At 73.6% G+C, this 13,443-nt stretch carries 12 protein-coding genes; 10 read left to right on the forward strand and 2 right to left on the reverse strand.

Annotation, left to right across the window (positions count from 1 at the left end; translation table 11 throughout):
* Position 1: 1 nt before the first annotated feature.
* The 5 genes from DDP54_RS14285 to DDP54_RS14305 are packed head-to-tail and all read left to right on the forward strand — an operon-like array spanning position 2 to position 4,284.
* Positions 2-811, forward strand: coding sequence for an ABC transporter ATP-binding protein (locus DDP54_RS14285; RefSeq protein WP_109132674.1), 810 nt, complete (start codon positions 2-4; stop codon positions 809-811).
* Complete coding sequence (locus tag DDP54_RS14290) at positions 801-1,685, forward strand: ABC transporter permease (RefSeq protein WP_109132675.1); 885 nt, start codon at positions 801-803, stop codon at positions 1,683-1,685. Before DDP54_RS14285 ends, DDP54_RS14290 begins: the two co-directional genes overlap by 11 nt.
* Before the next feature lie 6 nt (positions 1,686-1,691).
* Positions 1,692-2,924, forward strand: coding sequence for a uroporphyrinogen-III C-methyltransferase (gene cobA / locus DDP54_RS14295; RefSeq protein WP_197711455.1), 1,233 nt, complete (start codon positions 1,692-1,694; stop codon positions 2,922-2,924).
* A 53-nt stretch (positions 2,925-2,977) separates the two neighbouring features.
* A complete protein-coding gene (locus DDP54_RS14300) occupies positions 2,978-3,802 on the forward strand; it encodes a dihydrofolate reductase family protein (RefSeq protein ID WP_109132676.1) in 825 nt (274 codons plus the stop codon).
* The gene (locus tag DDP54_RS14305) at positions 3,799-4,284 is read left to right on the forward strand and encodes a hypothetical protein (protein WP_109132677.1); all 486 of its coding nucleotides are present in this window, start codon (positions 3,799-3,801) and stop codon (positions 4,282-4,284) included. The genes DDP54_RS14300 and DDP54_RS14305 overlap by 4 nt, the downstream gene beginning before the upstream one ends.
* Positions 4,285-4,335: 51 nt before the next feature.
* On the opposite strand, the gene DDP54_RS14310 is transcribed toward DDP54_RS14305, so the two are convergent.
* Both DDP54_RS14310 and gndA read right to left on the reverse strand, forming a co-directional pair.
* Complete coding sequence (locus DDP54_RS14310; protein ID WP_242448482.1) at positions 4,336-5,574, reverse strand: hypothetical protein; 1,239 nt, start codon at positions 5,572-5,574, stop codon at positions 4,336-4,338.
* The gene (gndA, locus tag DDP54_RS14315; RefSeq protein WP_109132678.1) at positions 5,571-7,025 is read right to left on the reverse strand and encodes an NADP-dependent phosphogluconate dehydrogenase; all 1,455 of its coding nucleotides are present in this window, start codon (positions 7,023-7,025) and stop codon (positions 5,571-5,573) included. Before gndA ends, DDP54_RS14310 begins: the two co-directional genes overlap by 4 nt.
* 137 nt (positions 7,026-7,162) lie before the next feature.
* On the opposite strand from gndA, the gene DDP54_RS14320 reads away from it, so the two are divergent.
* The 5 genes from DDP54_RS14320 (at position 7,163) to DDP54_RS14340 (ending at position 13,436) form a co-directional block, all read left to right on the forward strand.
* Positions 7,163-7,747: a DUF3000 domain-containing protein gene (locus DDP54_RS14320; RefSeq protein WP_109132679.1), complete on the forward strand. Its 585-nt coding sequence runs from the start codon at positions 7,163-7,165 to the stop codon at positions 7,745-7,747.
* Between the two features lie 146 nt (positions 7,748-7,893).
* Entirely contained in the window at positions 7,894-8,451 is a 558-nt protein-coding gene (locus DDP54_RS14325) for a LuxR C-terminal-related transcriptional regulator (protein ID WP_242448483.1), read from the forward strand.
* A 70-nt stretch (positions 8,452-8,521) separates the two neighbouring features.
* The gene (locus DDP54_RS14330) at positions 8,522-9,844 is read left to right on the forward strand and encodes an HRDC domain-containing protein (RefSeq protein ID WP_109132742.1); all 1,323 of its coding nucleotides are present in this window, start codon (positions 8,522-8,524) and stop codon (positions 9,842-9,844) included.
* Between the two features lie 203 nt (positions 9,845-10,047).
* Entirely contained in the window at positions 10,048-11,304 is a 1,257-nt protein-coding gene (locus DDP54_RS14335; protein ID WP_109132680.1) for a thiolase family protein, read from the forward strand.
* Complete coding sequence (locus tag DDP54_RS14340) at positions 11,301-13,436, forward strand: 3-hydroxyacyl-CoA dehydrogenase NAD-binding domain-containing protein (protein ID WP_109132681.1); 2,136 nt, start codon at positions 11,301-11,303, stop codon at positions 13,434-13,436. Before DDP54_RS14335 ends, DDP54_RS14340 begins: the two co-directional genes overlap by 4 nt.
* The last annotated feature ends 7 nt before the right edge of the window (positions 13,437-13,443 follow it).

Genomic DNA, 13,443 nt, shown 5'->3' on the forward strand with positions numbered 1-13,443 from the left:
CATGACCGCGACCAGGACGGACCACCCCCTGCTCCCCGCCGACCTCTCCGTGCCCGACGACCCGCGTCCGCCTGCCGCCGTGCGCCTCGAGCAGGTGTCCAAGGACTTCGGCGACACGAGTCGACCGCCCGTCCTGGACCGGATCGACCTGACGGTGGCCCCCGGCGAGTTCGTGTGCCTCGTCGGGGCGTCAGGATGCGGGAAGTCCACGCTGCTGTCGATGATCGCGGGGCTCGACGCGCCGACCTCGGGAACGGTCGAGGTCGCCGCCGGGCGACCGGCCCTGATGTTCCAGGAGCCCGCGCTGTTCCCCTGGCTCGACGCGGGCCAGAACGTCGAGCTCGCCCTGCGGTTGCGGGGGGTGCCGCGGGGCGCGCGTGCCGGCGAGGCACGTCGGCTGCTCGACCTCGTGCACCTCGACGGCGCGTCGGCCAAGCGCGTCCATGAGCTCTCCGGAGGGATGCGTCAACGCGTCGCGCTGGCCCGGGCCCTCGCCCAGGAGGGGCGCGTCCTGCTCATGGACGAGCCGTTCGCCGCTCTCGACGCGATCACGCGTGACGTCATGCACGACGAGCTGACGCGCATCTGGCAGGAGACGGGTCTCTCGGTCCTGTTCGTGACGCACAACGTGCGCGAGGCCGTCCGGCTCGGGCAGCGGGTCGTGCTCCTGTCCTCCCGGCCCGGTCGGGTCGTGCGGGAGTGGACAGTCGGCATCCCCCAGCCCAGGCGGATCGAGGACCCGGCGGTCGGCGACCTCTCGACCGAGATCACCGAGCACCTCCGACGGGAGATCGTCCGCCATGGCCGCTGACACTGCTCCGAGCGACGTCCGCGCCCTCGAGGCGGGCCTCGACGCGCTCGACTCGCTCGTCACACCGGTGCCCGCGAGCAGGACGCGCGCTGCATGGCGCGCCTTCTGGCCGACCGCCACGGCAGTCGTGGTGTTCGGCGCCGTGTGGCAGGCGGTCGCGCTCGCCGGGCTCAAGCCCTCGTACGCCCTGCCGAGCCCGGCCGACGTGTGGACCGCTCTCGTCGTCTCCGCCCAGGACGGCTCAGGGGTCCGGGCGGTCGGGCTCAGCCTGGAGCGCGGCGGCCTGGGGTTCGCGATCTCGGTCGTCGTCGGCGTGCTGCTGGGCACGGCGATGGCGACCGTGCCGCTGCTCCGGCGCGCGCTGGGGCCGATCGTCTCGGGCCTCCAGTCGCTCCCGTCGGTCGCGTGGGTGCCGGCCGCGCTCATCTGGTTCCAGCTGAGCAACGCCGCGATCTTCACGGTCGTCCTGCTCGGCGCGATCCCCTCGATCGTCAACGGGCTGCTCGCCGGCGTCGACCAGGTCCCGCCGCTGGTCCTGCGCGTCGGGCAGGTCCTCGGTGCGAGCGGGTGGACCCGGATCCGGTACGTGCTGCTCCCCGGTGCGCTCCCCGGGTTCCTCGCCGGGCTGAAGCAGGGGTGGGCGTTCGCGTGGCGCTCCCTGATGGCCGCCGAGCTGATCTCGTCCTCCCCGCAGCTCGGCACGGGCCTCGGCCAGCTGCTCGACCTGGGCCGTCAGACCAACGACATGTCGCTGGTCATCGCCTCAATCCTGCTGATCTTCGCGGTCGGCATGGCGATCGAGCTCGCCGTGTTCGGTCCGCTCGAGCGGAAGGTGCTGCGCGCGCGCGGCCTGACCGGTACGAGCGGGCGGTGACGTGCCATGAGTGAGATCGCAGCCGGCCCGATCCGCCACCCGGTGCTGCTCGACCTGCACGGCCGTGGCGTCGTCGTGGTCGGCGGCGGCGTGGTGGCCACCCGTCGGACCATCAACCTGCTCGACGCCGGTGCGGTGGTGCGCGTGGTCTCGCCCGTCCTGAGCGACGACCTCGCCGCGCTCGCCCGTTCGGGCGCGCTGGAGCACGTGGCGCGGGGCTACGTCCGGGGAGACCTCGACGGAGCATGGCTCGTGCACACCGCGACGGGACATCCGGCGACGGACGACGCGGTCGCCGACGACGCCGACGCCGCCCGCATCTGGTGCATCCGGACCGGCGACCCGTCGGCCTCGAGCGCCTGGTCGTCCGCGGTCGCGCGTTCGGGGGACGTCACGGTCGCGGTCAACGCCGGGGGCGACCCGCGACGCGCCGCGGCGATCCGGTCGGCCGTCGCGACGCTGCTCGACACGGGCGAGCTGCCGATCCGCCGCCGCCGGCCCGGGCCCGGATCGGTCGCGCTCGTCGGTGGAGGCCCCGGCGACCCCGGCCTCATCACCGCCCGTGGTCGGCGCCTTCTCGCGCAGGCGGACGTCGTCGTCGTGGACCGGCTCGCCCCCCGCGAGCTGCTCGCCGGCCTGGACGACGACGTCGAGGTCATCGAGGCCGGCAAGTCGCCGGACGCGCACACGATCACCCAGGACGAGATCAACGCCGTCCTCGTCGACCGCGCGCAGGCCGGCCACCGGGTCGTGCGGCTCAAGGGCGGCGACCCGTTCGTGCTCGGACGTGGCGGCGAGGAGCTGCTGGCGTGCCTGGCCGCCGGGGTCGAGGTCGAGGTCGTCCCGGGCGTCACGAGCGCGTTCGCCGTCCCCGCGGCCGCGGGCATCCCCGTCACGCACCGGAACGTGTCCCGCCAGGTGACCGTCGTCTCGGCGCACGACGCGGCGCCGGACTGGCCCGCGCTCGCCCGCCTCGACGGCACGCTCGTGCTCCTCATGGGGGTCACCCGGTTGAAGCAGCACGCGGCGCGACTCATCGAGCTCGGGCGCGTGGCCTCGACGCCGGTGGCGGTCATCGAGCGCGGCACCACGCCGGACCAGCGCACCACCATCGGCACCCTCGCGGACATCGCCGAGCTCGCCGCGGCCCGTGCCGTCCGCTCCCCCGCCGTCGTCGTCGTCGGCCCGGTCGTCGCCCTCGCGGAGTCCCTCGCCGGCACCTACCGCACCCCGTCCTGACCCGCATCTCGGCCACCCGGCGGCACCCGCGGCCGGCGGCTAGCCTGACCCGCATGGCAACGAGCCGCCCCGTACCGACCCTCGACGTCCTGCTGCCGCCCGGGCGCGAGGCCATCGGCCCCGACCCGGCCGAGGAGTCCCTGGAGGCGCTCTACGCGCATCCCGCCCCGCGCGCCGGGCGTTCCGCGTGGGTCCGGGCCAACATGGTCGCCACGGTCGACGGCGGAGCCACGGGTCCCGACCACGTCTCCGGGTCGATCAACAACGCCGCCGACCACCGCGTGTTCGACGTGCTGCGGGCCGCGGCCGACGTGGTGCTGATCGGCGCCGGGACCGCCCGCGCGGAGCGGTACCGATCCCTGCGCATGCCCGCCGCCCTCGCCGCCGCACGGGCCGTCCGCGGGCAGTCCGCCCGGCTCGAGCTCGCCGTCGTGTCCGCGTCGGGAGTCCTGCCGCCCGAGCTGCTCACGGGCGACGACCTCCCGATCGTCCTGACCGTGTACTCGAGCCCCGCTCTGGCCGGTCTGCGTGAGCGGCTGGGTGCCGACCGGGTCATCGAGGCCGGCGACGCCGAGGTCGACCTCGGGCGCGGCCTCGACGCGCTGGCGGCGCGGGGCCTCGTGCGCGTCCTCACGGAGGGCGGCCCGCACCTCCTCGCGCAGCTCGTCGCGATCGACGTGGTCGATGACCTGTGCCTGACGACGAGCGCCCTGCTCGTCGGCGGCCCGGCCGCTCGCATCCTGGACACCCCTGCCTGGCTCGCGCCGCCGCGCCCGGCGACTCTCGCCCACCTGCTCCACAGCGACGGCGTGCTCCTGGCCCGCTGGCTGCTCGGTGCGCAGCCCATCACCGACGGCGGCACTAGGCTCACCCCGTGACCGACACGATCCTGGTCCTCACCGAGGACACGCTCGCTTCCGCAGACGTCGCCAACCTGGTGTCCCTGCACCCCGACGAGACGCTCGTCTACCGGGTCCTCGTGCCCGCCGACACGTCGCGCAACCTTCTCGTGTCGCTCGTCGACCAGCTGAGCCTGGGCGAGCTGCGCGACGCGCTCGCCACCGTGCTCCGCCGCGAGCCGGTGCCGACGCAGGCCAAGGCCACGGCTGCCGACCAGCTGGCCGAGAGCCTGTCGGCGTTCACCGAGGCGGGACGCACGGCCACGGGCGAGATCGTCGCCGACGACCCGCTCCCGGCGCTGCGTGCCGCTGTCGCGGCCGGCGGGGTTCGCGAGGTCGCCGTCGTGACGTACCCGCACGCGGTCGAGGACACGTTCCACACCGACTGGGCGTCGCGCGCCCGTGAGGTGCTCCAGGTGCCGGTGCTGCACCTGTACGCGGGGACCAGCGAGCTCGGCTGACCCCGCAGTCCGCGTCCGCCGGACGCGCAGCCCGGGTCGGTCGGGTCGACCTCAGAACCCCGTCGACGTGACCTCGGGGTAGTACCGCCGGAACTTGCGGACCTGGTTGAGCAGAGCCGCCGTGACGTACGCGCGGCGCCGCGGGAGCGCGTCGTGCCGGTACTGCAGCGGGTGCACCACGGCGCGCGCACGGATCAGCCCGCGCACCTTCGCGGCCAGCGCCGGGTCCAGGACGTACCGGAGCAGCAGCCGGTGCGGAAGGATCGAGTAGAGGACCTCGCGATCCACGACGACGGGCTCGACGGCGAGCCCCTCGACCCGGTCCTCGATGAGGAACCGGGTCGGGTTCGCACCGGCGGCCGTCACGTAGTAGTTGTTGCGACCGATGCGCGGGTTGACCTCGAAGAAGCGGAACGACCCGTCCCGCGGGTCGACCTTCACGTCGAAGTTGGCGAAGCCGATGTAGCCCGTCGCGGCGAGGAACGCCCGCGCCTGGTCGAGCATCGGGTCGATGCGGGTCGTGATCATCGCGGCCGGGTTCCCGAGACCTGACGGGGTGTGCTCCTCGAGCAGCACGTGCGCCGAGCAGAGGAGCGTCGCCACGCCACGGCTGTCGACGTAGGCGGTGATGGACCGCATCTGCGTGTCGTCGCCGGGGATCAGCTCCTGGACCACGAACCTGCCACGGAACCCGGCGCCTGCGAGCGAGGCCCACAGCGCGTCGAGCTCGGCAGCGTCGGAGATCTCGAAGACCTTTTTCTTGCCGACGAACTCGACGCCCTGGTAGTCGGCGCTGCTCGCCGCCTTGGCGATCAGCGGGTACGCGATGTCGACCGGGTCAGGGGCCCACCCGGGCTCGCCCGCACCGGCGAAGTCCTGGACGAGGGTCCGCGGCACGCTGATCCCGAGGTCGACCGCGATCTGGGCGAACGTCGCCTTGTCGGAGATCCGGTCGAGGACCTCCTCCGCGAGGAACGGCACGATGTAGTGGGCCTCGAGCTCGACGCGGTGCTGGACGACGACCCGCACGAGCCAGTCGGAGTTCGCCAGGAGGACGAGCGTGCGGTCCGACATCTCCTTGCCCAGCTCGACGAGCCGGTCGACGAGCTGACGCGGGTCGTGGCCGTCGGCGACGAGCGAGTTGTCGATCAGCTGGGAGTTCGCGACCGGCCCCAGGGCGGCGCCGCTGACGACGATCGAGCGCACGCCGTAGGCCTCGTGGAACGACCGGGCAAGGGCGTAGACGCCGATGTCCGCCCCGAGGATGACCGGTTGCAGCGGCCCGTTCACGCCGGGGACTCGGTCCGGTGGCCGGTCCAGTCGGTGTGGAAGGTGCCGCCGCGGTCGGTGCGCCGGTAGGTGTGGGCGCCGAAGAAGTCGCGTTGGGCCTGGATGAGGTTGGCGGGCAGCCGGTCGGCGCGCACACCGTCGTAGTAGGCGAGGGAGGAGGAGAACGCCGGGGTGGGCACCCCGTTGAGCGCCGCCTGGGAGACGGTCCGGCGCCACGCCCCGACGCCCTTGCCGACCGTCTCGACGAAGTACTCGTCCGCGAGCAGCAGGGCCAGGCCGCTGTCACGCTCGTACGCCTCGGTGATCCGGTTGAGGAACCGGGCCCGGATGATGCAGCCCCCACGCCAGATCCGGGCCATCGCCCCGCGGTCGATGGCCCACCCGAACTGCGCCGACGCGGCCGCGATCTGGTCGAAGCCCTGGGAGTAGGCCACGACCTTCGAGGCCAGCAGCGCCAGGCGCACGTCCTCGATGAACGCGTCCCGGTCGGTCACGTCCCACGTCCCGGCATGACCCTCCAGCGCCCGCACCCCCGCCGCGCGCTGGGGCACCGACCCGGACAGGGCCCGGGCGAACGTCGCCTCCGCGATCCCGGTGATCGGCACCCCCAGGTCCAGGGCGTTCTGCACCGTCCAACGCCCCGTGCCCTTCTGCTCGGCCTGATCCAGGACCACGTCCACGAACGCCTGCCCGGTCTCGGCGTCGGTGTGCGCCAGCACGTCGGCGGTGATCTCGATCAGGAACGACTCCAGCTCACCACCGTTCCAGTCCCGGAAGATCTCCGCGATCTGCGCCGCCGAGGCGCCCAGGCCCTGGCGCAGCAGGTCGTACGCCTCAGCGATGAGCTGCATGTCGGCGTACTCGATGCCGTTGTGCACCATCTTCACGAAGTGCCCGGCACCGTCGGGCCCCACATACGTGCAGCACGGCACCCCGTCGACCTTCGCCGCGATGTCCTCCAAGATCGGGCCCAGGACCGCGTAGGACTCGGGCGACCCCCCGGGCATGATCGACGGGCCCAGCAGCGCACCCTCCTCACCACCCGAGACCCCCGACCCCACGAAGTGCAGGCCATGGGCCTTGAGCTCCCGCTCCCGGCGGACCGTGTCCGGGAAGTGCGCGTTGCCCGCATCGATCACGATGTCACCCGCGTCCAGCAACGGGACCAGCTCACCGATCACCGCGTCCGTGGGCCCCCCGGCCTTGACCATGACGATCACCTTGCGCGGCCGCTCCAACGAGGCCACGAAGTCCGCCATCGACTCCGACGCCACGAACGCGCCCTCCCCACCATGATCCGCGACCAACGACGCCGTCTTCGCGAACGACCTGTTGTGCACCGCCGTCACATACCCGTGCCGCGCCAGATTCCGCGCCAAGTTACGACCCATCACCGCCAGACCCGTCACACCGATCTGAGCCGTTCCCACGGGGGCGCTAGGTGTGGTCATGAGGGGTGCTCCTTCGTGCGGGCTCGCGTCGTCGAGCCGGCGGCTGGGTTCAGCGACCAGCCTAACGGCGCAGGCGACACGACGACGCGGCGTGCCGGACCGCAAGACTGTCGCAGCTCGCACGTACGCTCGCCGATGTGATCCCCGCCGGACCCGACGATGCACCGCCCGCCTTCGTCCGCGCGCTGCGATCGCTGCGAGACGTGCAGCTGCGACCCGAGATCCACCTCGAGGAGGTCCCGGGCCCGGCCCGGATCGCCCCGTACACCGCCGCTCTCGCCGCGGAGGTCCGGGCGAACGCCCGCGACATCGAGGCCGACGACCTGGCGTCCGGACGCTTCGTCGTCCTGCACGACCCGGCCGGTCAGGAGGCCTGGGACGGGACGTTCCGCCTCGTGACCCTCGTGCGGGCGTCCCTCGAGGCCGAGGTCGGCTCGGACCCGATGCTCGGAGAGGTTGCCTGGAGCTGGTTCGTCGACGCGCTGGCCGAGTCGGGCCTGGACGCGCACGCCGCCGGCGGGACCATCACGCGCGTGCTGTCGCAGAGCTTCGGTGCGCTCGACAGGCGCCCTGAGCAGGTCGACCTCGAGATCCGCGCGAGCTGGACCGCTCGCGACGAGAACCTCCAGCCGCACCTTCAGGCGTGGGCCGTTCTGCTGTGCACCGCCGCGGGTCTCCCCCCGCTTCCGGCGGGAGTCGTTCCCCTCCCGCGCCGCCGCTGACGGGGTCGTCTCGTCACCCGTCGCCCCGCGCGCGTCATCGCAGGTCCACCCGCTGCGCGGTCAATACCGCGAGGTCCTGACCTCAAGGTGCTCCGCGGCGCTGCCGATGCCATGGCATGACGTTGGATCGCCGTGGGGAGGCAGCTGTGAGCACGGGAGCACTGCGCGCGCGGCCGACCACCCTCCGCGCCGTCCCGCCTGCACCGGGCAACCGCGCGTACCCCGCGAGCTCGGCCACCGCCGGCCGTGTCGTTGCGGGCGACCCCGCCGATCGCCGGGCGGTCGGCCAGATGTGCGTCGTGGTCACCAACCTCGCCGACGGTGACGGGCAGATCCTGGTCCGCAACCTCCGTCGGCGCGGCACCGGCCGGGTGATCCTGCTGGCGCGTCGCGCGAGCCGACCCGAGCTCGTCGGACTGCTCACGGGCGGTCTGCGCGGCGCGATCGCCTCGGAGTCGCACGCGTCGATCCCTGTCGGCTCCCGCGGACCGTCCTTCGCGACCGAGCGGCCCGACCTCACGATGCGTGAGCTCGGAGTCCTGCGGCTCGTCGCCGACGGGTGCAGCAACCGCGCGGTCGGTGAGCACCTCGGCCTGTCGGCCCTCACGGTCAAGAGCCACCTCGCGCGCATCTCCCGCAAGCTCGGGACGGGCGACCGTGCGGCCCTCGTCGCGATCTCCATCCGGTCGGGCCTGCTCGACTGACCTCACAGATCCTGGTGCGCCCCGCGTGGCCTGCACCGATGGGCGCCGGGGTGCGCCTACCGTGGTCACCATGCTCTCCGATCGACCGGCCGACGACGGCGCAGCTGACGGCGCCGCCCTCGACCCGGCCACCGCTGCGCCCACCGAGACCGGCGCCGCGCCCGACACAGCGCCCACCGTCGTCCCCCTGACCGAGCCCGCTGAGGGCATCCCTCCGGTCGTTGACTCGCTCGAGGAGCTGGCACGGGTCGCCGCCGCCTTCGAGGCGGGGACGGGACCGGTCGCTGTCGACGCCGAGCGCGCGTCGGGATACCGCTACGGGCAGCACACGTACCTGGTCCAGCTCCGCCGCGAAGGCGCCGGGACCGCTCTGGTCGACCCGATCGCCCTGCCCGACCTGTCGATCCTCTCGGATGCGCTCGTGGGCGTCGAGTGGGTGCTGCACGCGGCATCCCAGGACCTCCCTGGCCTGCTGGAGCAGAACCTGCGTCCGTCGCGCATCTTCGACACCGAGCTCGGCGCCCGTCTGCTGGGGCTCGAGCGGGTCGGACTGGCCGCGGTCGTCGCTGAGCTGCTCGGGCTCGGCCTCGCCAAGGAGCACTCGGCGGTCGACTGGTCCACCCGGCCGCTCCCGGAGCAGTGGTTGCGCTACGCCGCCCTCGACGTCGAGGTCCTCGTCGAGCTGCGCGAGATCATCGCTGAGCGGCTCGCTGTCGCGGGCAAGGCCGAGTGGGCGGCTCAGGAGTTCGAGGCCGTCCGGACGGCGCCCCCGGCGACGCCGCGGGTCGAGCCGTGGCGCCGGGTGTCCGGCCTGCACGCGATCCATGACGCACGGCGGCTCGCCGTCGTCCGCGAGCTGTGGACGACGCGCGAGGAGAACGCGCGCCAACGTGACATCTCGCCGGGACGCGTCCTGCCCGACCACGCGATCCTCGCCGCCGCGCAGGCGCTGCCCCGGTCGGTGCCGCAGCTCGTCGCCCTGCCGGCGTTCTCCGGCAAGGGGACCCGCCGCCGGGCCGCGCTGTGGCAGCACGCGATCGACGAGGGCCTTGCCCTCCCCGACTCCGAGCTGCCGTCGGTACGCGGCCCGCGGTCCGACGCTCCGCCTCCGCCGCGCGCCTGGCCCGACCGGGACCCGGCTGCCGCAGCCCGGCTCGCCGCAGCCCGCGACGCTGTCGCGACGCTGTCGGCCGAGGTCGAGGTGCCCGCCGAGAACCTGCTGCAGCCCGACCTGCTGCGCCGGCTGTGCTGGACGCCGCCGTCGCCGCTCGACGCCTCGTCCATCGAGGCCTTCCTGCGCGCCGGCGGTGCCCGGCAGTGGCAGGTCGACGTCGTGACGCCTCGGCTGGTCGCTGCGTTCGCCACAGCCGCTGCGGCTGCCGCCGCCGACTGAGCGGGCGACCGCTCGTGCCCGCTCGCCGGGCAGCCCGCAACCCGGCTGGAACTGCTGACCGGACACCTCGCCCGAGCGGGTCGCGCCCTGTTACTCTTCGGTAACTTCGGCTGACAAGGGACTTAGGTCCGGGTACGGTCAGCCGACCTAGGCCCGCCCGTCGGGCCGCGAGGACACCGTCGTCCCTGCTCCCTGGAGGTCCGATGCCGAGCGCATCCCCCCGCACCGTCCGCCCTGTCGTCTTCGTCGAGGGCGTGCGCACGCCGTTCGGTCGCGCCCGGCCCGACGGCCTCTACGCAGGCACGCGGGCCGACGACCTCGCCGTCAAGGCCGTCCGCGAGCTCCTGCGCCGTCATCCCGAGCTGCCGCCCGAGCGGATCGACGAGGTCGCGTTCGCCGCCACGACCCAGACGGGCGACCAGGGTCTGACCCTCGGGCGCACCGTCGGGCTCCTCGCGGGGCTCCCGCAGTCCGTGCCGGGCTACGCGATCGACCGGATGTGCGCCGGCGCCATGACTGCTGTGACCACGACGGCGTCGGGCATCGGCGTCGGTGCCCTGGACATCACGCTCGCGGGCGGGGTCGAGCACATGGGCCATCATCCGATGGGGGCCGGGGCGGAGCCCAACCCGCGGTTCGTCGCCGAGCGGCTCGTCAGCGCCGACGCGCTGAACATGGGCAACACGGCCGAGAACCTCCACGACCGCTTCCCCGAGCTCACCCGCGACCGCGCCGACGCGTTCGGCGTCGCGAGCCAGGCGAAGTACGCCGCCGCACTCGCGGCCGGGCAGATCACCCCCGACCTCGTCGCCGTGGGTCTGCGCGACCCGGAGCGCGGCTGGGGCCTGGCGACGGCCGACGAGCCCCCGCGCCCGGGCACGCGCCTCGAGGACGTCCGCAACCTCGCGACGCCGTTCCGTGCGGGCGGGCGCGTGACCGCGGCGACGTCGGCCCCGCTGACCGACGGGGCCGCGGCCTGCATCCTGGCCGCCGAGGACACCGCCGAGGAGCTGGGACTGGGCGCGCGGATGCGTCTCGTGTCGTTCGCGTACGCGGGCGTCGACCCGGCCGTGATGGGGATCGGACCGGTCCCCGCGACGCACAGGGCGCTCCAGCGAGCGGGCCTGTCCATCGAGGACATCGGCCTGTTCGAGATCAACGAGGCGTTCGCCGTCCAGGTGCTGTCGTTCCTCGACGCGTTCGGCATCGCCGACGACGACCCCCGCGTCAACCCGTACGGCGGCGCGATCGCCGTCGGCCACCCGCTCGCCTCCTCAGGGGTGCGACTCATGACGCAGCTCGCGCGCCAGTTCGCCGAGCGCACCGACGTCCGCTACGGCATCACGACGATGTGCGTCGGCCTCGGCCAGGGCGGCACGGTCATCTGGGAGAACCCGCACCACCCCGACTACGAGGGCTACCGGCCCACCGCCTTGACCATCGACGGGAGCGCCCGATGAGCACGCCATCGCCCACGACGTCCGCCGCGCCACGACCCGAGCGCATCGCCCACGCCTTCGTCCGGGACGTCGCCCTCCCGGGCGACGCCGGGACGCTCGCGCTGGTCACCGTCGACAACGGGCTCGACCACACCAAGCCCACGACCCTCGGCCCCGCCGGCCTGGCAGAGCTGCACACGGCCCTGCTCACCCAGCAGCGCCGGGCCCTCGCGGGCGAGATCGTCGCCGTGGGCGTGACCGGCAAGCCGTACTACCTCGCCGCGGGTGCCGACCTCACCGCCGTCACGGCGATCTCGACCGAGGTCGACGCCCGACGGGTCGCCGAGGCGGGTCACACGACCTACCGGCTGCTCGGCGAGATGGGCGTCCCCACCTTCGCCTACGTGAACGGTGCCGCTCTGGGCGGGGGGCTCGAGCTCGCGCTCAGCTGCACCTACCGGACCGTGGGGGCCGACGTCTCTGCGCTGGCCCTGCCCGAGGCCTTCCTCGGTCTCGTCCCCGGCTGGGGCGGGTGCTACCTGCTGCCGCACCTGGTCGGTGTCCGGCGGGCGCTCGAGGTCATCCTCACACGTCCGCTCGGGGGCAACCGGATGACGAAGGCTGCCGAGGCGCTCGAGCTCGGCATGGTCGATGCCGTCTTCCACCCCGCCGACTTCCTCGAGCAGTCGCTGGCCTGGACCGCCGACGTCCTCGCGGGTCGCGTGGTCCCGGTGCGTCGCGAGATCGAGTCGCAGGAGGAGTGGGACGCGGTCGTCGCGGGCGCTCGGGCGCAGCTCGACCAGCGCCTCCACGGAGCCAAGACGGCTCCTTACCGGGCGCTCGAGCTGGTCGCGGCCGCACGGACGGCCGACCGCGACTCGGCCTTCGCGGCCGAGGACGACGCGCTCACCGAGCTCGTCATGTCCGACCAGCTCCGCGCAGGCCTGTACGCGTTCGACCTGACCAGCCGCCGGGCCCGCACGCCCGCGGGCGCTCCCCCGGCGGAGCTCGCCCGGCCGGTGCGGTCGGTCGGCATCGTCGGCGCGGGACTCATGGCGGGCCAGCTCGCGGTCCTCGTCGCGCGCCGGCTGCGGGTCCCCGTCGTCATGCGCGACATCGACGACGCCCGCGTCGCCGCCGGTCTCGCGGGCATCCGGTCGCAGGTGGAGCGGCAGGCGGCCAAGGGCCGCATGTCGCCCGACGAGGCCAACCGGGTCCTTGCGTCCATCTCGGTGAGCACCGACCTGTCGACGCTCGCTGGCGCCGACCTCGTCATCGAGGCCGTCACGGAGGTCCTCGCGCTCAAGCAGCGCGTGTTCGCCGAGCTCGAGGGGGTCATCGCGGACGACGCGGTGCTGGCCACCAACACCTCCGCACTGTCCGTCACCGCGATGTCCGCCAACCTGCGCCACCCCGAGCGGGTCGTGGGGATCCACTTCTTCAACCCGGTCGCCCAGATGCCGCTCATCGAGGTCGTCCGGACGGCGTCGTCCACGGACACGGCCGTCGCGACCGCGTTCGCCCTCGCGAAGCAGCTCGGGAAGACCGCCGTGGGTGTCGCGGACCGACCGGGCTTCGTGGTCAACCGCTTGCTGCTCCGGCTCCTCGCCGAGGTCGCAGCCGCCGTCGAGGGCGGGACGCCCGTCCGTGCAGCAGACGTCGCGCTGCGTCCCCTCGGCCTGCCGATGGGGCCGTTCGCGCTCATCCAGCTCGTCGGGCTGCCCGTCGCGCTGCATGTGCTCAACACCCTGCACGACGAGCTCGGCGAGCGCTACCCGCGCTCCCCCGGGCTCGAGCGGCTCGCGACGCAGGGCCGGCGGCTCGTGCCCGAGCCGGACGGGCACGGTGCGGAGCTCGAGGTCGACCCGGCGATCCAGGACGCGTTCGACGGGCCCGCAGACGCCGCACCGCTCGACCAGGCAGGCGTGCTCGACGCCGTCCTCGTGGGGCTCACCGAGGAGATCGGCCTCATGCTCGACGAGGGAGTCGTCGACTCGCCCGACCAGATCGACCTCTGCATGATCCTGGGCGCGAACTGGCCGCTGCACCTCGGGGGGATCAGCCCGTACCTCGACCGCACGGGCTACTCGGAGCGGGTTCTCGGCCGGCGCCTGCTGCCGCGCGGCGTGGCGGACGTTCCCGCCGCTGGCTGAACCCTAC

It is taken from the genome of Cellulomonas sp. WB94 (assembly GCF_003115775.1).
Taxonomy (GTDB): Bacteria; Actinomycetota; Actinomycetes; order Actinomycetales; family Cellulomonadaceae; genus Cellulomonas_A.

Coding starts and splice junctions, on each gene's coding strand:
- cobA (WP_197711455.1), top strand. CDS start 1,692: ATGAGTGAGATCGCAGCCGGCCCGATCCGCCACCCGGTGCTGCTCGAC.
- DDP54_RS14330 (WP_109132742.1), top strand. CDS start 8,522: ATGCTCTCCGATCGACCGGCCGACGACGGCGCAGCTGACGGCGCCGCC.
- DDP54_RS14290 (WP_109132675.1), top strand. CDS start 801: ATGGCCGCTGACACTGCTCCGAGCGACGTCCGCGCCCTCGAGGCGGGC.
- DDP54_RS14285 (WP_109132674.1), top strand. CDS start 2: ATGACCGCGACCAGGACGGACCACCCCCTGCTCCCCGCCGACCTCTCC.
- DDP54_RS14300 (WP_109132676.1), top strand. CDS start 2,978: ATGGCAACGAGCCGCCCCGTACCGACCCTCGACGTCCTGCTGCCGCCC.
- DDP54_RS14335 (WP_109132680.1), top strand. CDS start 10,048: ATGCCGAGCGCATCCCCCCGCACCGTCCGCCCTGTCGTCTTCGTCGAG.
- gndA (WP_109132678.1), bottom strand. CDS start 7,025: ATGACCACACCTAGCGCCCCCGTGGGAACGGCTCAGATCGGTGTGACG.
- DDP54_RS14340 (WP_109132681.1), top strand. CDS start 11,301: ATGAGCACGCCATCGCCCACGACGTCCGCCGCGCCACGACCCGAGCGC.